The organism is Bacteroides rodentium JCM 16496 (genome assembly GCF_000614125.1).
GTDB lineage: Bacteria > Bacteroidota > Bacteroidia > Bacteroidales > Bacteroidaceae > Bacteroides > Bacteroides rodentium.
Genome location: NZ_BAKJ01000008.1, coordinates 67,128 through 87,604 on the forward strand (window position 1 = coordinate 67,128; position 20,477 = coordinate 87,604).

At 40.2% G+C, this 20,477-nt stretch carries 10 protein-coding genes and 1 pseudogene; all 11 read left to right on the plus strand.

What is annotated here, in order from left to right:
* Positions 1 to 201 precede the first annotated feature (201 nt).
* Positions 202 to 3,203, plus strand: a pseudogene (locus tag JCM16496_RS05450) (SusC/RagA family TonB-linked outer membrane protein).
* Positions 3,204 to 3,214: 11 nt separating this feature from the next.
* The gene (locus JCM16496_RS05455) at positions 3,215 to 4,834 is read left to right on the plus strand and encodes a RagB/SusD family nutrient uptake outer membrane protein (protein ID WP_025832865.1); all 1,620 of its coding nucleotides are present in this window, start codon (positions 3,215 to 3,217) and stop codon (positions 4,832 to 4,834) included.
* 24 nt (positions 4,835 to 4,858) lie between these two features.
* Positions 4,859 to 6,469 (plus strand): SusE domain-containing protein, encoded by a 1,611-nt coding sequence (locus JCM16496_RS05460; protein ID WP_025832866.1) that lies wholly within the window; start codon positions 4,859 to 4,861, stop codon positions 6,467 to 6,469.
* 81 nt (positions 6,470 to 6,550) lie between these two features.
* Positions 6,551 to 7,876 (plus strand): alpha-amylase family glycosyl hydrolase, encoded by a 1,326-nt coding sequence (locus JCM16496_RS05465; RefSeq protein ID WP_025832867.1) that lies wholly within the window; start codon positions 6,551 to 6,553, stop codon positions 7,874 to 7,876.
* Between the two features lie 752 nt (positions 7,877 to 8,628).
* Positions 8,629 to 10,161, plus strand: coding sequence for an IS21 family transposase (gene istA, locus JCM16496_RS05470; protein WP_025832869.1), 1,533 nt, complete (start codon positions 8,629 to 8,631; stop codon positions 10,159 to 10,161).
* Positions 10,158 to 10,958 (plus strand): IS21-like element helper ATPase IstB, encoded by an 801-nt coding sequence (gene istB, locus JCM16496_RS05475; protein ID WP_025832871.1) that lies wholly within the window; start codon positions 10,158 to 10,160, stop codon positions 10,956 to 10,958. Before istA ends, istB begins: the two co-directional genes overlap by 4 nt.
* A gap of 79 nt (positions 10,959 to 11,037) precedes the next feature.
* Positions 11,038 to 12,375 (plus strand): group II intron reverse transcriptase/maturase, encoded by a 1,338-nt coding sequence (gene ltrA, locus JCM16496_RS05480; protein ID WP_244440257.1) that lies wholly within the window; start codon positions 11,038 to 11,040, stop codon positions 12,373 to 12,375.
* Positions 12,376 to 13,278: 903 nt separating this feature from the next.
* Positions 13,279 to 14,130 (plus strand): hypothetical protein, encoded by an 852-nt coding sequence (locus JCM16496_RS05485; protein ID WP_025832874.1) that lies wholly within the window; start codon positions 13,279 to 13,281, stop codon positions 14,128 to 14,130.
* Positions 14,117 to 15,787, plus strand: a complete 1,671-nt coding sequence (locus JCM16496_RS05490) for a response regulator (protein ID WP_025832876.1) — start codon at positions 14,117 to 14,119, stop codon at positions 15,785 to 15,787. The genes JCM16496_RS05485 and JCM16496_RS05490 overlap by 14 nt, the downstream gene beginning before the upstream one ends.
* Positions 15,765 to 17,657: a transporter permease gene (locus JCM16496_RS05495; RefSeq protein ID WP_025832878.1), complete on the plus strand. Its 1,893-nt coding sequence runs from the start codon at positions 15,765 to 15,767 to the stop codon at positions 17,655 to 17,657. Before JCM16496_RS05490 ends, JCM16496_RS05495 begins: the two co-directional genes overlap by 23 nt.
* Positions 17,658 to 17,886: 229 nt before the next feature.
* Positions 17,887 to 20,466: an alpha-amylase family glycosyl hydrolase gene (locus tag JCM16496_RS05500; RefSeq protein ID WP_025832880.1), complete on the plus strand. Its 2,580-nt coding sequence runs from the start codon at positions 17,887 to 17,889 to the stop codon at positions 20,464 to 20,466.
* Positions 20,467 to 20,477 lie beyond the last annotated feature (11 nt).

Genomic DNA, 20,477 nt, shown 5'->3' on the forward strand with positions numbered 1-20,477 from the left:
TCATTGCAACCGCATGCAATCGTTTGCATTGTTCACTCCTCACATTTTGCACTTTCCTTATGCTTTACTAAATTAATAAAGCATATTTTTGTTGCGTCATGCTTTGGGTACTTGAAAGACGTTGGAAAGCAAAAGTACGAAAATTATTTTCGAATAATATATATAGGTAATTAATATTGTTAACTTTAATTTATTAAATGCATGAAGCAAGTTAATCTTAGAATCTGTCAAACGATTCTTACCCTAATGTTAGGGCTATTCTTGTCTGTTGGCGCTTATGCACAGAACATCACCGTGAAAGGGCATGTAAAAGATGCCTTGGGTGGCGTGATAGGCGCAAATGTAGTGGAAAAAGGAAACTCCACGAATGGTACAATCACTGACCTTGATGGTAATTTTACGTTGACTGTTCCTCAGGGAGCTACGTTGGTCGTGTCTTTTATCGGATACAAGACGCAAGAAGTAGCTGCTGCTCCTTCAGTAATTATTACATTACAAGATGATGCAGAATTGTTGGGAGAAGTGGTCGTAATTGGTTACGGTACAGCTAAAAAGAATGATTTGACCGGGTCTGTTACGGCTATTAGTGCAGATAAAATGGTAAAAGGTGCTGTTACATCTGCTACTGATATGTTGGTTGGTAAAGCTGCCGGTGTAAGTGTGATTACTGACGGTGGTGCTCCGGGAGCTGGTGCTACAATTCGTGTGCGTGGCGGTTCTTCTATGTCTGCATCCAATAATCCGTTGATTGTTATTGACGGTGTGCCTGTAGATGACGGTGGCATTAATGGTATGTCAAATCCTTTGGCTACTGTCCATCCCAATGATATTGAGACTTTTACTATTTTGAAAGATGCTTCTGCAACAGCCATTTATGGTTCTCGTGCATCTAACGGTGTTATTATTATTAATACTAAAAAAGGAAAGTCTGGACGTGTACAAGTTGGTTATAGCGGTACATTCTCTATTAATACAAGACCTAATAAAGTAGATGTAATGTCTGCAAATGAATTTAGAGAATTTGTAACTTCTAAATTCGGTGAATCAAGTGCTCAGTTTAAAGCATTAGGTCAGGCAAATACTGATTGGCAGGATGAGATATTTAAAACCTCTTTCAGTACAGACCACAATGTTAATGTTTCTGGCGCTATACCGCACATGCCCTATCGTGTATCAGTTTCTTATACCAATGAAAATGGTATATTGAAGACTTCTAATATGGAGCGTTTGACTGGTGCTATTAGCTTGAATCCTAATTTCTTTGATAAGAAATTGAATATTCAGTTGAATGTGAAAGGTATTTATAATACAAACCGTTTTGCAGATACTGGTGCGATAGGTATGGCGACGCAATATGATCCGACACAGCTATTTACATGGATGGAAATCCCTATGGTAACGGCTACTTTATGTATATGAAAAGTGGCAATAATCCTACACCGGTTGATATTGGTTTGGCTAATCCCGTTTCTATTTTAGATTCAAAGCATGACGAATCGACTGTTTATAGAAGTATTGGTAATGCACAAATTGACTATAAGTTTCATTTCCTGCCCGAATTGAGAGCAAACTTGAATTTAGGTTATGACGTGTCTAAGAGTGAAGGTGATGTTATTATAGAAGATAATGCTCCTATGACTTGGTGCCAAGGTAACTATAAAACAGGGTTTGGTGAAAATAGCAGTTATTATCAATTGAAGCGGAATACATTGCTGGATTTCTATTTGAATTATGCTAAAGAGTTTGGTGCACATCATGTCGATGTTATGGCTGGTTATTCTTGGCAGCATTTCTATAATTCTACATGGACCAAATATCCTTATTCTACAGTAAAAGCTGAAGAAACTGGTAAGGAATTCTATAAGGATATGGAAGATTATTCAACTGAAAACTATCTTGTTTCTTTCTTTGGGCGTTTGAATTATACATTATTGAACCGTTATTTGGTGACATTTACCTTGCGTAATGATGGTTCTTCACGTTTCAATAAAGACAATCGTTGGGGATTATTCCCTTCAGTTGCTTTGGCATGGAAGATGAAAGAAGAGAATTTCTTGAAGGGAGTGGATTGGCTTTCTGATTTGAAGTTGCGTTTGGGCTATGGTATTACTGGTCAGCAAAACCTGAATAATGGTGACTATCCTTATATGGCTCGCTATATGTATTCCAAAGCTGGAGCAAATTATTATTTTGGTAACAACAAGTATTCATTGATTGCTCCTCAAGCTTATGATGAAAACTTGAAATGGGAAGAAACTACAACTTACAATATTGGATTGGATTTCGGTGTATTGAACAACAAATTGACAGGTACTCTTGATTTGTATTATCGTAAAACTGATGATTTGCTGAATACAGTTACAGCTCCTGCCGGTACAAACTTTAGTAACCAGTTGTTGACGAATGTAGGTACATTGGAGAATAAAGGTATTGAACTTACTTTGACGGCTCATCCTATCACGACAAAAGATTGGGACTGGACATTGAGTTATAACATCTCTTATAATAAAAATGAAATTACTAAATTGACATTTAATGATGACCCGGCTTATAAAGGTGTGATTCATACTGGTATTGATGGAGCAACCGGTTATAATATCATGATAAATGCTGTTGATCATCCTTATAATTCATTTTATGTATGGGAACAACTTTATGATAAGGCTGGAAATCCGATAGAAGGTGCTTATGTTGATCAAAATGGGGATAATAAAATAGACGAAGAAGATTTGGTCGCTTACAAAAAGTCTGCTCCTGACGTATTCATGGGATTAACTTCTCAATTGTCTTATAAGAATTGGGATTTATCATTTGCTTTGCGTGCAAGTATTGGAAACTATGCTTATAACAATGTACAATCCAATCGTGAGGCTTGGGATGGTTCACAAATGTATGACCAAACTGGTTTCTTGAAAAATCGTTTGACTTCTGCATGGAAAACAAATTTCAAGACAGGGCAATACCGTTCTAGTTACTATGTTCAGAATGCTTCTTTTGTACGGATGGACAATATTTCATTAGGATACACTTTTAACAAGCTGTTCAATGATAAACAAAGTGCACGTGTTTATGTCACGGTACAGAATCCGTTTGTTATTACCAAATATGATGGTTTGGATCCTGAAATTAGCGGTAGTGGAGTTGATAATAATATCTATCCTCGCCCTCGTGTGTTTATGTTAGGCTTGAATCTTAATTTTTAATCAATGAAGTTATGAAAATATTAAAATATAAATATATATTGTCGGCAGCCCTTTTGAGTACGATGTTAGGGGTTACCTCTTGTGTGAACGATCTGGATACGGTTCCATTGGATAAGGATGAATTGGTTTCGGATGTCGTTTTTGGAAAGGAGATAGGAGCTTATGAACAAAGTTTGGCTAAAATATATGCAGGTTTGGTAATAGGTGGTAATGCAGGTGGAGACTCAGACCAGGATGTTGCCGGCATTGACGGTGGTTCTCAGGCTTCATTTATTCGCGTATTGTGGAATATGCAGGAATTGGCTTCTGATATCGCTCATTGTTGCTGGAATGATCCTGGTATTCCAGACTTCAATCATATTTCTTGGGCTGCTTCAAGTCCATGGATCAAAGGATCATATTATCGTTTGTATTATCAGATTAACTTGTCGAATGCGTTTTTACGTGAAACAACTGATGATAAACTTGCCTCACGAGGTTGTTCAGAGCAAGTAAAGGCTTCTATTAAAACTTTCCGTGCAGAAGCTCGTTTTATGCGTGCTTTGATGTATCTGTATGCTTTGGATTTGTATCGTAATGTTCCGTTTGTAGATGAAAACAGCCCTATTGGTAGCGTTCGTCCACAACAAATTATGAAAGATCAATTATTTGAATACATTGAAAGTGAAATGTTGGCATGTGAAAGTGATATGCTTGATCCTGTAGTTGGATTTAATGATAATTATGGACATGCTAATAAAGCTGCTCTGTGGGCTGCATTGTCTCGCTTGTATTTGAATGCAGACACGTATGTAGGTGTAAATAAATATACTGAATGTGTGACTTATTCTAAAAAGATTATTTCAGCAGGTTACCAATTGGAACCGGTTTATGGCGATATGTTCAAAGCTGATAATGACCAATCCAAAGAGATGATTTTCCCATTGAGATATGAAGGTGAAGATACAATGACCTGGGGAGGTATGACAGCCTTGCTGTGCTGGGGATCTACTGACTTTCAAGAAGAAACTAATGCAAAGGGAGGCTGGCAAGGTGTTAGAGCTAAGTCTTCTTTATATAATATATTTGAAAAAGAAGATAACAGTGATAAGGATACTCGTAAAGCAATGCTACGTACAGAAGCTACAAAGAATTTTGAGATAGTGAAAGAAGATGATTTTGTCAATAATGGCATTCCTGTTACCAAGTTTTATAATGTGAATAAAGATGGAAGTAAACCTGCATCTGCGGAAGCTTGGACAGATTATCCATTATTCCGTTTAGGTGAAATCTATTTGAATTTAGCAGAAGCTGTTCTTCGTGGCGGACAGGGAGCAACAAAAACAGAGGCTTTAGGATATGTAAATGATTTGCGTAAACGTGCTTATTCAGACAAGGCATCCGCACCTATTTCCGATAGTGATTTTACTTTGGACTTTATGATGGACGAACGCGCACGTGAGCTATTCTACGAAGCTCAAAGACGTACAGACTTGGTTCGCTTCGGTAAATATACTTCTGCTGATTATGTTTGGCCATGGAAGGGTGGAGTTGCAGCAGGGAAATCTGTGGAAAGCTTTTATCAAGTATTTCCCTTGCCTTCAGACGATATTGGTTCTAATCAGAACCTGGTACAGAATGAAGGATACTAATATTAATGATTAAACATGAATGATATGAAGACAAAATATATTTATTTACTTTTGGCTGGAATCTTCGCATTGATGTCTTGTGAGGAGGATGCTACCCCCATATTGGAATTGAAGACTGCTGCTGCATTGCATGCGCTCTCCCAAACAGATATTACTATTACTAAAGACAATAAGGATGCGCAATTTCCGGAAATAGCTTGGGATAAGGCAGATTATGGAGTTTCTGCAGTAGTTAATTATGTTGTAACTCTAACAAATACTTCTACCAATAAGAGTGTTGTAATAGGAGAAACTGGGGATGCAAAACTGGCATTTACAAATAGTGAAATGAATTCTTTATTGGCTAAAGTAGGAGCATATCCGGGGCAAACGTATGATTTTACTGTTTCTTTGGTTTCTGAGGCATATGATGCTTATACTGATGCAGCTAGTAACTCAATAACTTTTAAGGCTACACCTTATGATCCTAATGTAGATAATATTACATGGAAGTATGCTTATGTAGCTGTTGGCTATCCTGATTGGGACTACACTACTGCCTATTTGATAGGTGACCCTGACGGTGATGGTATTTATAGTGGTTATGCCAATTTTGATGGTGCTGCTTCTTATGCAATCATTGATGGTGCAGACCTTACGAAAGTATTGGCTAAAGACCAGCAAGTTACTGCTGATGGTAAAGGTTTCATTGAAATTACTTTAGATGCAGAAGGTAAGGTAACCCAATCAGAGAAAGGGCTGGTTTGGGGAGTAATTGGAGATGCTACGTCTAGTGGTTGGGACAAAGATACCCAGATGGAATACGATACCACTACTCGTCTTTGGACAGTGGTTACTCCGTTGCTCGATAAGGAATTCAAATTTAGAGCCAATAATGACTGGGGATTCAATTATGGAGCAGAAGAAGGTAAACTTTCTGAGTTGGCCGGTAACTTGGTTGCTGGAGGTCAAAATTTCAAAGTGGTAAAGGCAAGTCCCTATATTATTACTTTAAATTTGACTAATGCAGGAAAATATACTTATAGTATGGAAGAAACAACGATTGAGCTTTCTAGCTCTGCAATGACATTGCCTGGTAGCTATCAGAGTGGTGATGGTTGGAAGCCGGAAGCTGATGACTGCTATAAGGTAGAATCTGCAGCTCGTGATTTCAAATATACTGGCACTCACTATTTCCCTGCCAATACAGAATTCAAATTCTATGATTCTGGTACGTGGATTGGTGTTGTTGGAGATATTACTTGGAATGAGGCTAAGACATCAACTACGTTTGTTATCGGTGATGGCGGTAATGTTAAGATTGAGGCTGCCGGTTATTATCGAGTAGGTGCCGATACTAAGAAGATGGTTGCTACTTTGGATAAAACAGGTTGGGAGATTATTGGTGACGCTACTCCTGGTGGATGGGATAAAGGCACTTTAATGGATTATGATGCTGAAACGCAAAAGTGGTCGGTGACTATTACATTAGGTGATGGTGAAATGAAATTCAGATGGGATGCAGCTTGGACTATAAACTTTGGTGGTAGTTTAGGTGCGCTGACGCAGGATGGTGGAAATATTAAAGTTTCTGCTGGAACATACACGATTGTATTGGATCCGGAAGCTAAGAATGCTACAATGACAGCCAATTAAGGATCTCTTATTTATAGAAAAAGGATTAAGGGGGGAACCTTTAATCCTTTTTTATTTGTCAGACCAATGAATTGTAAATAGATGAGGAATTTATTTTATACTATACTTGTATTATTGACAGTGTATGCTTGTGCCGGAAAACGCGAGATAGTTACTGAACAAAAGCAAGTATTACCTGCTGTAGAAGACGTTGTGATGTACGAAATCAATCCACGTGTTTTTGCTCCGAAGAATGCATTTAATGTCATATCAAAACATCTTGATTCTATTCAGTTTTTGGGTGTTAATGTTGTTTGGTTTATGCCAATCTATGAGATTGGTGAGGTAAATACGGTGAATTCTCCTTATTGTATCAAAGATTATAAAAGAATAAATCCTGAATTTGGAACAGTAGAAGAATTTAAGCGTTTAGTGGAGTTATGCCATGAAAAAGGAATAAGTGTAATTTTAGATTGGGTTGCTAATCATACATCTTGGGACCATGTTTGGATTAAAGAACATAAAGAGTGGTATACTCAGGATAGTATCGGAAATATAATTTCTCCTGCAGGAACAGGATGGAATGATGTGGCAGATTTGAACTACGATAATGCAGATATGTGCCTTGCAATGATTGATGCTATGAAATATTGGATACAAGAAGTTGGTGCAGATGGTTTTCGCTGTGATGCTGCTGATTATGTTCCATATACTTTCTGGAAGCAAGCTGTTGATTCTCTGAGGGCTATTCCAAATCGGAAATTGTTAATGTTGGCAGAAGGTAAGCGTAGAGATCATTTTGATGCAGGATTTGATATGAACTATGCTTGGGATTTGATGGAGGCAATGCGGGATGTTTTCGTTAATGATAGTAGTGCGGCACGCTTGTTGGAGGTGGATTGGAGCGAGTATGACTCAATTCCGGCAGGAAAAATGAAATTACGTTTTATTACCAATCATGATGAGGCTTCTAAAATGTCGCCAATTGTGGAGTTAGGAAGTGAAAGGGCGGCTATGGCTGCTTTCGTTGGAACAGTTTTTTTGCATGGTGGAGCATTGATCTATAGTTCACAAGAAATTGGACATGAGGCTCCTATTAATTTTTTTGCATATACATCCGTGGATTGGTCCGAATGTTCGGATATTTATCAAGAATATGGGTGTTTAATGGGATTGTATAATAAATATCCTGCACTTCGGAAAGGAATATTAACTGGGTATCCTGCTTCAGACGTCTTGATGTATCAGAAAAGCGATGGTAAAGACGCTTTTATGATATTGGTTAATGTGCGTAATAGAGATGTTTCTGTTATCTTACCGGAGGGTTGGAAGCATCATGTAGCTACTGATATTTACGAAAATAAACCTCTGGAATTGATGAATGAAATTAAACTGAATGCATTAGAGTATAGAATAATTAGATTCTGACGGCTGGATTTTAATATTCAGTGAAGATAATGTGCTGAAAGAACATAAAGTATTATGGCAAAAAAGGGCTGCAGTTTATAATAACTGTAGCCTTTTTTGGGGGTTCGCCCGCCATGGGCATAATCTAACGGGTGCAAGTCCCAAACGCAGCCTAATAGCGGCAAGCGTACAGCCGAAGGCAAGGGTGTCCGTAGCGATGCGGAATCTGAAGGAAGCCGTAGGCAAATCACTGACTTGACGAACAGAAACTTGATATAAAGGCACATGCTCGTGGGTAAGGTCGCCAAACGGATTGAAGCCCTATGCTATTCGGAACGAGTTGTGTAAATCAAGCAAGTATAAGTGAGAAAGATTATGTTCTTAATCGGGGAGGTCTCACGGACACAGCAAATAGTTTTTTTTTACGAAAGTTGTGGAGTAAAGTTTGCCGTGAGAAGTCAGCAGACACCATAGTAGTGGGGAAAAAAGTCAATACACCCCACGAAGGGCAGAACCTAATAATTAAGCGAAAGTAATTGAAACGTACTGTATGAAAGTAAGAATGCAGAAAACATCAGCCCAAGCTAATGGCTACCCTCAAAGAGATAGGTCGGCAACCGAAAGGTATGAGGGAGTTGTAATCGGTAACTTTGTCTCGTCAAAAATCGGAAAAGTAAAATCGACATGATTATAAAAAATAGCATTGTAATTTTGTGGTGCGAACTACTAATTACAATGCTATGACCGAGACTTCCCAATTAAAGAAATATCTGATGTGGTACAAAGTTAACGAATTATTTTCAGATGGCCTAAACAAAACTCAAATAGGCCAATCCTTATGCCTTCACCGTCAAACGGTGTCTAAGTATCTGTCCATGACAGAAGAGGAGTTCATGTCCAGCCAGAGCTATGACCGTCATTACGGTCATAAACTTGACAGTTATGAATCTTATGTCGTCAATGAGCTTCGTAAGTGGCCCTTTCTGTCGGCTCCCCAGCTCCATGACCGCTTGAAGGAGCATTTTCCGGATCTTCCCTGCGTAACCCCCAAAACGGTATTCAACTTCGTGAAGCGAGTGCGTTTGACGCACGATCTTCCCAAGGAGGTTGAGAAAGGTTACCGCCCCTACGAGAAGCAACCCGAGACTCCCTATGGCGAATACGCCCAATGCGACTTCGGTGAACGGTGGATGAAGACACTTCAGGGACAGTCTTTAAAAGTGTATTTCTTTGCGATGTGTCTGAGCCGCAGCAGGTATAAGTTCGTCTACTTTAGCCGTACACCGTTTACCACCGCTCTTGCGGTTTATGCCCATGAACTGGCTTTCAAGTTCTTCGGGGGAGTACCCCGAAAGATAGTTTATGACCAGGACAAGGTGTTTCTTGTCAATGAAAACCTTGGTGACCTGGTGCTTACCCGCGTTTTCCGCGCCCTTGTCCGTGAACATGGCTTTGAGCCCGTGTTCTGTCGCAAATCCGATCCCCAGAGCAAAGGTAAGATAGAGAATGTCGTCAAATATGTGAAGTACAACTTCCTCCGCGGCCGCGAGTTGGTTGACATGGACCTGCTCAACAAGGAAGTCCTTGGCTGGTTGGAACGCACGGCCAACGGCACGGAACATCACGGCATACGTCGTGTCCCGTCTGAGGAGTTTGAGACGGAAAAAGCATACCTCATGCCTTATAAGGGAGTCCCGACTGTTCCTTGCGAAACCCTCTTGCCGCATCACGTGCGAAAGGACAACGTGATAACCTACCGGGGCAATTATTACAGCGTTCCCACAGGCACCTACCACGGCCATCAGACGCTGGTCTATATCGAAGAAAAAGAAGGCCGGCTATATATCTACAGCCATGAGACAGGCAAAACCCTTGCCGTTCACAAAATAAGCGGAGATAAGGGGCGTCTGGTAAGCAATACCTCCCACCGACGTGACCGCGAAGCCTCGCTGGATGATTATGAGGCTTTTGTACGCAAAGAACTTCCCGCAAGCACGGTGATTGATACATATTTATCACAACTACGTGTGCATAAGGCCCGTAATTACCGCGACAACCTCCAGTTTATAGTCCGGCGCCACGCGGCATACTCGGACATCACGCTTACCGAAGCTTTTGACGAGTGCCTTAAAGCAGGTGTCTTCAACGGATGCAGCCTGATGGAGGTAGCCGAGACCCTCAGGATCCGTAAAGGGGAAACCCCCATTGAGGTCCGGACGGAAACCGAGCCGGTTCCCGGGGCTGATACATCCGCCATGATCCCCGAGAAAACAGACATATCCACCTTTAACACCCTTTTCGTATGATAACAAACGAACAAATCAAAACCCTGTGCTCGCGTCTGCGCCTGTACGCTCTACCACGCCTGCTGGAATCCGAAGCTCATCTGGCGCAGGAGCAGGGAAAAAACCATGTCGAGTTCCTGCATGACCTGTTCTCCCGCGAGGTTCAGGAAAGAGACAGCAAGGACTTCCAACGGCGACTGAAAGCGGCGGCCTTGCCGGCAAGACACGACCTCGACCTTTTCGACCACAACTACTCGCAAGGTATAACCGCACCAAGATTGCGTGAACTGCGCCGGCTGGGGTGGCTCGAACAGAATTACAACCTGATACTCATGGGACCTTCCGGAACAGGCAAAACCTTTATCGCCGCAGGACTCGTGTACGAAGCTGTGGGGCAGGGATACAAGGCGTATATGGTCACGATGGAGGATGTCATAAACACCATCAAGATGAAAACGCTGATGCCTTCGGTCATGAGCGCATACAACCGTCTGCTCAAAGCCGACCTGGTAGCCATCGATGACATAATGCTCTTCCCGGTGAAAAAAGAGGATGCCGCAGGATTCTTCAATCTGATCAACACGCTTCACGAGAAAGCCTCACTGATAATTACCACGAACAAGGCACCCACCGAATGGGCCAAAACGCTGGATGACGAAGTGCTGGCTTCAGCAATACTGGACAGGCTGTTATATCACTGCGAGGTCATAAAACTCACCGGGCAAAGCTACCGGATGGGAAACCGAAAATCCATTTTTGAAGAGGAAAAAGACACATCTTTGCTGGGGGTACCCCCAGCCAAAGATGACCGGCATTAAAATGTAATCAATAGTATAAACTGATAGTCTCTATTATTAGACGGTGATTTAACTTTACCGAAAAATGACGATTTAAAATTTGCTTATTACAGGAGTGCAGACTTTCATGTGGATATGTGAAGACAACTTCGCGGAAGTACCATTCGACAAGGAACATCTGTTGGAACTCATTCTCAGTCCCGACAATCTTAACCGCGCGTACAAGGCAGTGGTAGGCAATAAGGGCAGTGGCGGTATTGACAGGATGTCGTGTGAGCAGTTGCTACCATGGCTCTTGGCCAACAAAAATGATTTGACAAGTTCCTTGCGACAAGGGACATACCGTCCCAATCCCGTCCGCAGGGTAGAGATACCCAAAGACAACGGCCAGAAGCGGTTCTTGGGAATCCCCACCGTGGTAGACCGCTTAGTCCAGCAAGCCATCAACCAGGCACTGACCCCAATCTATGAGCGAGAGTTCTCCCGGACGAGCTACGGCTTCCGTCCCAATCGGAGCTGCCATAGTGCGCTAGTAAAGGCGCAAGAGATAGTTGATAGCGGCTACCGATATGTGGTCGACCTCGACCTTGAACGCTTTTTCGATACCGTCAATCACAGCAAACTCATAGAAATCCTCAGCCGCACGATAACTGACGGCAGAGTAGTGAGTCTAATACACAAATATCTAAGCAGCGGAGTAATCACCCGGGGACTTTTTGAAGCGAGCGAAGAGGGGACACCGCAAGGCGGGCCTCTAAGTCCGCTGTTGAGTAACATAATGCTTAACGAATTGGCTAAGGAACTCGAACGCAGAGGACATCCCTTTGTCCGATATGCCGATGATGCCATGATATTCTGTAAATCCAAACGAGCCGCACAGCGTGCAAAGTCAAGTCTCACACGATTTATCGAGGGGAAACTCTTTCTGAACGTAAACCGGGAGAAAACCGTAGTGTCCAATGTACGAGGAGTTAAATTCCTCGGCTACTCCTTTTATGTAAACAAAGGCAAATGTCAGCTTACTGTACACCCCCAAACCAAAACCAAGATGAAAGCCAAGCTCAAAGAGTTGACGAGTCGCAGTAATGGTTGGGGTTATGAACGCAGGAAACAGAAGCTGAAAGAGTACATACGGGGTTGTATAGGGTACTATCATCTTGCTCAGATGAAACGGCTTTGCCTTGAAACCGATGAATGGTTAAGGCGGCGGATACGAATGTGTATATGGAAAGCATGGAAGAAACCCAAGACGAGGATAATCAACCTCCAACGATGTGGCATAGCCGCTTGGCAAGCCTATCAATGGGGGAACACGCGTCTTGGTAATTGGCGTATAGCCGACAGTCCAATCTTGACACGAGCCATATCAAATGAGAATCTGAAAAAGGCAGGGTATATCACGCTGACGGATAGTTATCTCAAATGGTATCCAAAATAGGAACCGCCGTATGCCGAACGGCATGTACGGTGGTGTGAGAGGGAAAACGAAAGTAGGAAGAAAACTTTCGTTTTCCTCCTACTCGATTCACAACAATTTAATCTACATTGCTCATAGTAGAACGCTATATTGGGGATTCTTTTTGTTTTATCGAAGAACACTCAAGTTTGCAAATGAGAACTAAGAGTTGAACACATTTTGCCTTCATCCTCTCATCGTGTATCTCAGGTTGCCTCGTAATATCCGGGCAAAACAGTGGCAAGAAAGATGTAGACTTTACTGATTACTATATTTGAACACAGATGTTTGTCTTGTTAAAATGTTTTATTTGTCGGAGGCTCACCGTAATTGGCTGAAGCATAAGGATGCTTGTCTTGACGATGATAAATGCCGAGGGAAAGCAATCTCGCAACCATGCTCAATTTTTGCAAAATTCAGCTTTCGCCCTCCATTAAACTTTCTACACTATCAAACGTTTTTTTTATTCTTTGCCTCACGTGCTTCTTTAATGGCCGCAACCGTTTATTCGTAGAGCTCTGTGAACTATGCTTTCTTTGAATTTTTCAGTATTATTCCTCGTTTTATCGAGTAATAATAATTACTTTTTGCTATATTTGAAAAATCTTTTAATCTTATAATCAGATATGGAAAGCTTGGTAATCACTACAAGAAGCTTCTTTCCCGAGAAAGTTTTTTCTAAGGGATAGAAAATGTACAAAAATAGAATATATAGGGGGAAAAGATATTGATAGTTCGAATTGGAGAAAAATATCACTGCCTATCTATTTATTAGACCTATTTTCGGAAGTAGGAATTGGCAATATCGAATATCTGCTACGGAAATATAACCCGGGAGCTCGTTTACATGTATTTTTCAGTAATTTCATAAAGAGTGTAACTGATTTGATTATTGCAAAAGATGGAAATTTGCCCAATATAGACAATGTTTATAATGAAGCTATGATAATATTGGATAGTTTACGTGGACTGATTAAGTATGATAAGTTTAAAGAAGGGCTCAGTAAGTATATTCCCCTATGTCCATTAAATAATAATGATAACGCTAATGACACACGGAAATATTTTTTGGAAGATTTAATGGCAGAGCAAGATTCCCCGTTTTATTGCTATGAATGTCCGGTAAATAGTGATGAATACCCATTCAGGTCAGATTATAGATGTTTTGTCATACGTTCATTTAAAAGAAAACTATCACCGGATTTAGGGAGAATATATTTTGGCTCTTTAGTTGAACTTTTTGGAGACAAGGCTGATTACCTTGTTCACGACTACGATTTTGGTAGAAGGTTAATGCAGAGTTCTTATGGTCCTAATAAAAGAGTACCCCTATTATTGTTCAAGCATAATAAAGGAGATATTTATCAGATATTAAAAGAAGGTAGCTTTTCACTTTTATATTTGTATGTAAAAGATGGATACGAATTAAAATCCAAGATACAGGCGATGGTAACAAGAATAGAGAAAAAACTTGGACAAATTAAAGATACGAATGAAAGTGTTGACCAATCTTTAAAAAAGAAATACAAGGATGTCGAAAGTCTATATGAAAATTTCAAAGAAAAGGCTTTACTACTGCCAGTCATGGATAAAGATAGTATTATGCCGTCATTAAACCGACTTCAAGAATGCCTGAAGTTAGGTATATCCAACGAATACAGTTTATGCAAAATGATGTTTAACATAATGAAATTGAATGATTATGTTTTGTGGAAAAATAAAATTGGAGAACGATAAAATCAGGATAGCCAATGAAAATGAGAATCTAAATTCTGAACATGCGATTCCGGTATTTTTAAGTAATATAATAGAAAATCTGGAGGTCCCTGACATGCACAATACCATTGAGTTATGCAATGTCCATTATATTGAAGTGGAAGATTTTGAAAAGGATTCAGATACCCCCAAAAAGCCTGATGAATATTTGGCAAGTTTGCTAAGAACTGAGGATCACCTATTCAAAGACAACAACAAAGGAGTACTCCCTACGTTGCACCTGTCTGCTGTAGATTTCTTCAAGACCGACATTTCCTTTTCCACAGGAGTTGCCATACCCAGATGTATAAAATACATTGATAGTAGTATTTGGCATTATTATGTCCCGTCATATTTGGATGAAACGGATTCAAATCAGGAAATCTGGCTTGAAAACATGAAAAGTCGGCTATCAGAGGTAATAAATACAATTATTGACAACACAAAGATGGGATTATACTATCTGTCTGTCACACAGGAGCAAGCAGACTTTTATGCTCGAATTATACGGCAGTCTTATTTGGTAGATATAGGCGCGCACAAGAAAAAAATATCTCCATTTATTTTCCATTCTGAAAGGGAGATGAAAGAGGCTATGAAAAAATTATTGAAAAAAGAAAAAGAAATCTCTCCTTATATGCCCGTAATCACTGGCATGGGAAATAGCGAAAAACATCCCAAAGCTCAATGGCGGCTCTTATTGGTGGATGATTATGCTAAAAAGAAAATGAAGACATATCCTCTTGGAAATAAATCTTTATGCAAAGAAGAGATAGTCGATAAAATCTTAGGAAGCATGTTCGAAGATAAAGAATGCTATGTGATAGAAAGTGTTGATACTGTAAAAGAAGCTATTGAACGACTAAAAAAAAGGAGATATGATATTATTTTATTAGATTACCTTTTAAATTATAAAGAAGGCGGGCAACGCGAATATGGATTTGAATTACTGCAGGCTATAGAAGAAGGTGATAAGCAGTTGCAAGAAAACAAGGGACCGTTTGGAAAATATTGGATATTCCCTATAACATCGTTCGACGAAGCCTTTTCACAGAAAATCAGAGAGCAAGGATGGGGTTATAATTCAAAACATTGGATTCTTGCACAAGGAGCTTGTCCGTTAGATACCCCTGAAAGTTTTAAGTATCATTTTTTCAAGTTTATCAATGGGCAACTGGAAGGGTTGGAAATAAAATTGAAGGATTGTGGTGGAAGCGATATATACACATTAAAGCAATTCTTGATAGCTATTTTTGATGATGAAACCCTTGTAAGAAGTCGCGCCATTAAAAATTTCAATGCATTGTACTTGCTGAAAGCCAATTACAATAAACTAAAAGATGATATAAAACCCCAATCACATCTCAATAGTGACGAAAAAAAAATAATGTCATCTCTACTGGTAAAATCAATTTATGAAGACATCAATGATTATGACAGTGAATTTTGGGGGCACATCTTATTTATGATGTACATAACTGCCTATCCACCTTCTAATCAGTGGTATAGGCTGTCGCATGAATTTCTTGCTATAAAAAGCAAGTTGGAAAAGGGGCAAGATAAAAGTGTCTCAGATAAAATAGTAAAATATATAAACTGTATAAAAGTATTTAAAGATGGGAAAACATACTTTTTTTGAACCTGATGACAAGCTATGTGCCATTCATGAAAATAAGGCGTATTTTTTTAAATACAAGGGACTAAAATGCCAGGTGCAAGATGAAAGGAAGCAATTCCCTGTCTATTTATATATCTCTCAATGCAGTTTGAATTTCCTGTATCATAATGGGAAAGATGATATTCATCAACATAATTACCTATTTGAAATATCCTTAGGAAATATAGACGAAGGTCTGGCAGAAGCTTACAGAGGAGATATAGCTTTAGGCAATGATACGTTATTAAACGAAAGCATGGAACATGTTTATTTGAGGAGAAGGAATGAGGTGAATCAAGAATTTAGTTTTTCTGATTTGCCGTTGTTTGAAATGGAATATCCTCTTGACTTTCTTAGAAGGTGCAGTACTAATAATTCTTTAGTAAATTCCATTAAGGAGAATACATATGTTAAAAGGATTATCGACGTTAAAAAAGAGGATAAATCATCTCCTAATAAAAGATGGGAAGACTATAGCTATCCCTTATCCCGCAAAATATTCTTGGATTTTATGTTCGAATTTGAAATTAATAATACTTTCAAAGATCTTCCATATTACAATCAACTCAGAGCTAATTTGCATTCAAACTACACGTATAAGGCCTTATATACAAAATTGAAATTCTATTACTTACGTACAATAGTCATGAACAATGTAGACTCGGGCATTGCCTTGAGGAAATTGGAGGAACTAGTTGATATAAAAAACGAATGGATTAATATCATCAGGAATCCTGCTTCAGAATATTTATTCCATCACTCCAAATGGTTTGATGAGGTTGAAATAGAAGGGACTAATATCTATGAACCTTCAAATGAAAAGATAAGCAAATTGATAGCCCGTGCCGAAGAGAAAGAAATTGAATACAAAAAGCCCTCAGATAAAGGGTTCACCGAGTCTGACAAGAAGTTTTTCCAAGAGTTATTTAGCAAAGACAATGAGAGCACTACCTTTTTATATGACCGTTTGTTACAAAAATACAACATTTTAACAGTCCTAATGACTGATATAGGAACTCGGCAAAGAATCAATAAATGGATTATTATAGTACCTGTTGTTGCTTTTGTAGTGGCTCACTTTTTTTCCCCTATTAACGTTGATACTATTTTAGTATTCATGGGGGGCTTGCCCTTGATAACAATTATACTTATTAGCTTAGGAAGGTGCTTTGTGCCTAAAAAGACCTCGTTAAGCCTTAACCTGTTATATCCGCGCTTGTTTTTTGCAATTTCTTCTGCGTGGATAGTCGTAGGCTTAAATGCCGATTTGTTTAAAACGTTCGCGCTGACAAAGTTTGGTTTTAGCTATCACTGTATCGGACTTTTTATGATAATAGTAATGTTCCTGTTTATATATAGGGAAGTTAGAAAGCTGAATGTATTCTTGCCTAAAGGAGAGTGCATTAAACGAACATCTATCATCTTTTCATTAGGTTTCCTGTATTCTTTTTTAGTCGGAATTCTGATGTTCTCTTTTGTGGGAAAAGGATTTGTCATGAATGACGAAGTGTTGTTGACCAACTTCTACAAATCGAAATTAAGCGATCCTGCATTTGTGGTGAAATCTGATAATCCGGATAATAAGTTGTTCTTGCATGATATGATACAAGCTTGTAAAGGAAGAAATGCCTTCACTATGAATGTAAAAGATAAATGGGAAGGTTTGAGGCAGATTTATACGCAATCTTGTTCTGCAGAGTATCCAATATGTGCAACATTGTTTTACATAAAAGATAGTCCTGTAATTATCTACTTCCCAATACTCCTATATATGCTGATATTCTTGACTATGTTCATTGGTGTCTTCTTTGAATTGCTATCCAACGATAGGCATATGACCGACCCCATGTAATGAAAAGATGAAGGTAGTTCGCGCCACTTTCCATTAAATTCGTATCGAAAATGTGTGAAACATCGCATTTCCGGTATGAAAAATATGATTGACTATGTTCGACAGGACTGTCAGCTTGGCATGCAAACGTTTTCGTAATCTTATCCTTGTTTTCTTTTGCGTTAATCGGTCTGCCGTTTCTTTTCCGGCTATATTTGTGAAGCGATAACTTTGAATACTTTATAATATTATGAAAATAATCAATCAACGTAAGCTTTCTGTTCTATGGCATTCAATATGCTTCGGTTTAGTGCTGGTATTCACGGCATGTGGTGACGATAAAGAGGAGTTTCAGGAGTTTCTGACCCCTGATTCCGGTAGTGAGTCGATTTTTGAAAAAGGTTTTAGCTTTGGTGAAGCTGCTTCTTCGCAAAGCGTCAGTTTTGAGGCTGGGCAGCAATGGACAGCCAAACTGAGTGGCGAGGATACCGGTTGGTGTAGCATCAATCCGGCAAAAGGCGCATCTGGGAAAGCTACGATTATGGTTTCTGTCGGCAAGAATGAAACTGGAAAAGCGAGGATGGCACAATTGAATATTATATCCGGTTCTAAGAAGAAAGAAATATCTGTCACTCAGGCTGCCAATGCAATTGTTGTTCCGGATGGTTTGAGCTTCATGCCGACAGCGCCGGATGCCGACCAGCCCCTTGTGATTACTTTTAAAGCGGATGCAAAGTCTGCTCTTTATGGACATAAGGGAGATGTGTATGTGCATATAGGGGTGGTCAGTGAAGGTACTTGGCTGTTCGTTCCGGCTGCGTGGACGGAAAACAAGGACAAATGCAAGATGACTTCAACCGAAGCCAACGTATGGAGCATTACGCTGAGCCCGAATATCCGTGAGTGGTTTGGAAGCGGGAAGACACCGGTGAACCAGCTTGGAATAGTGATTCGCAATGCCGACGGCAGCAAGAAAGGGATAGAATCGGATTCCTTTATCGAGGTGACCGACACAAAATATGAAGGTTTTGTACCTGGTGAAGTTAAAACAGCGGCAGTACCGGCTGGTATGGTCGAGGGTATCAATGTGGTGGATAATTCTACGGTGACATTGGTGCTTTATGACAAAGATACGAATGGAAATCATAAGGACTTTGCACATGTAGTGGGCGACTTCAACAACTGGACGTTGAGCAATGATGAGAAGTCGCAGATGTATCGTGATGATGCTTCCGGATGTTGGTGGATTACATTGAAGGGACTGGATGCAAGCAAGGAGTATGCTTTCCAGTATTATGTGGGTACGAAAGAGGGCGAAGTGGTTCGTCTGGCTGATGCCTATACGGAAAAGATTCTTGATCCTGATAATGACAAGTATATTCCGGCTTCTACCTATAACGAAAGTATGGATTATCCTGAAGGGGGAGTAGGAATCGTTTCGACCTTCAAGATACAGAAAGACAGTTATAACTGGACGATTAATGACTTTAAAATAGCAAATCCGGAGCAATTGGTGATATACGAATTGCACTTACGTGACTTTACTACTTCCGGTGATATTAATGGTGCGATAGGTAAGCTCTCTTATCTGAAGGCTATGGGAGTCAATGCCATCGAACTGATGCCGGTACAAGAGTTTGACGGAAACGATAGTTGGGGGTATAATCCTTGCTTCTTCTTTGCGATGGACAAGGCTTATGGTACAAAAGCTATGTATAAGCAGTTTGTTGACGCTTGTCATGAAGCGGGTATGGCAGTTATTTTGGATGTGGTTTATAATCACGCCACCGGGAACAGCCCTTTTGCCAAGTTGTATTGGAATGAAGACAAAACGGCAAGCAACAACCCGTACTTCAATGTCGATGCTCCCCATCCTTACAGTGTGTTCCACGACTTCAACCACGAGAGTGCGTTGGTGCGCAAGTTCGTGAAGCGTAACCTGCAATTCTTGCTGAAGGAGTATAAAGTGGACGGTTTCCGTTTTGACTTGACGAAGGGTTTTACACAGACAAAATCTACAGAAAGTACGGCGTCTAATTATGACGGAAAACGTGTGGCCATCTTGAAAGATTATAATGCAGCCATCAAGGAGGTGAAGAATGACGCATACGTTATTTTGGAACATTTCTGTGACTCGAGAGAAGAAAAGGAGTTGGCGGTCGATGGCATGCACTTGTGGCGCAACTTGAATAATGCCTATTGCCAGTCGGCTATGGGGTATAAGTCGGACAGCTCGTTCAGCGGTCTTTATGAAAAGACTCCGGCATGGGTAGGATATATGGAGAGCCATGATGAAGAACGCGCGGCTTACAAGCAGACGCAATGGGGCGATGGCGTGCTGAAAACCGAACTCAATGCCCGTATGGAGCAATTGGAACTGAACACGGCATTCTTCCTTACAGTGCCCGGCCCTAAGATGATTTGGCAGTTCGGAGAGATGGGGTATGACATCTCCATAGAGGAGAATGGACGTACCGGTAGGAAGCCTTTGCATTGGGAATATCTGGATAATGCTGACCGCAAGGAGTTACACGATGTTTATGCGGATTTAATGAAATTGCGCAATGCCCATCCGGAACTGTTTGATGAGAGTGCGGCGCTGACGTGGAAAGTGGGAGTCTCCGACTGGGACAACGGACGTTCACTGTTGGTAGAAAGCGTAGCCGGAAAGAAATTAGTGGTAGTGGGCAACTTCACCCATACGGCTGTAAATGTTGCTTTTCCGGGAACAACCGGCAATTGGAACAACTATTTCACCGGGAAGAGTGAGCCCGTAAATGCGCAGGTTAATGTACCGGCTCATGGATATGTAGTCTACACTAATTTCTGATTTCGGTAAGA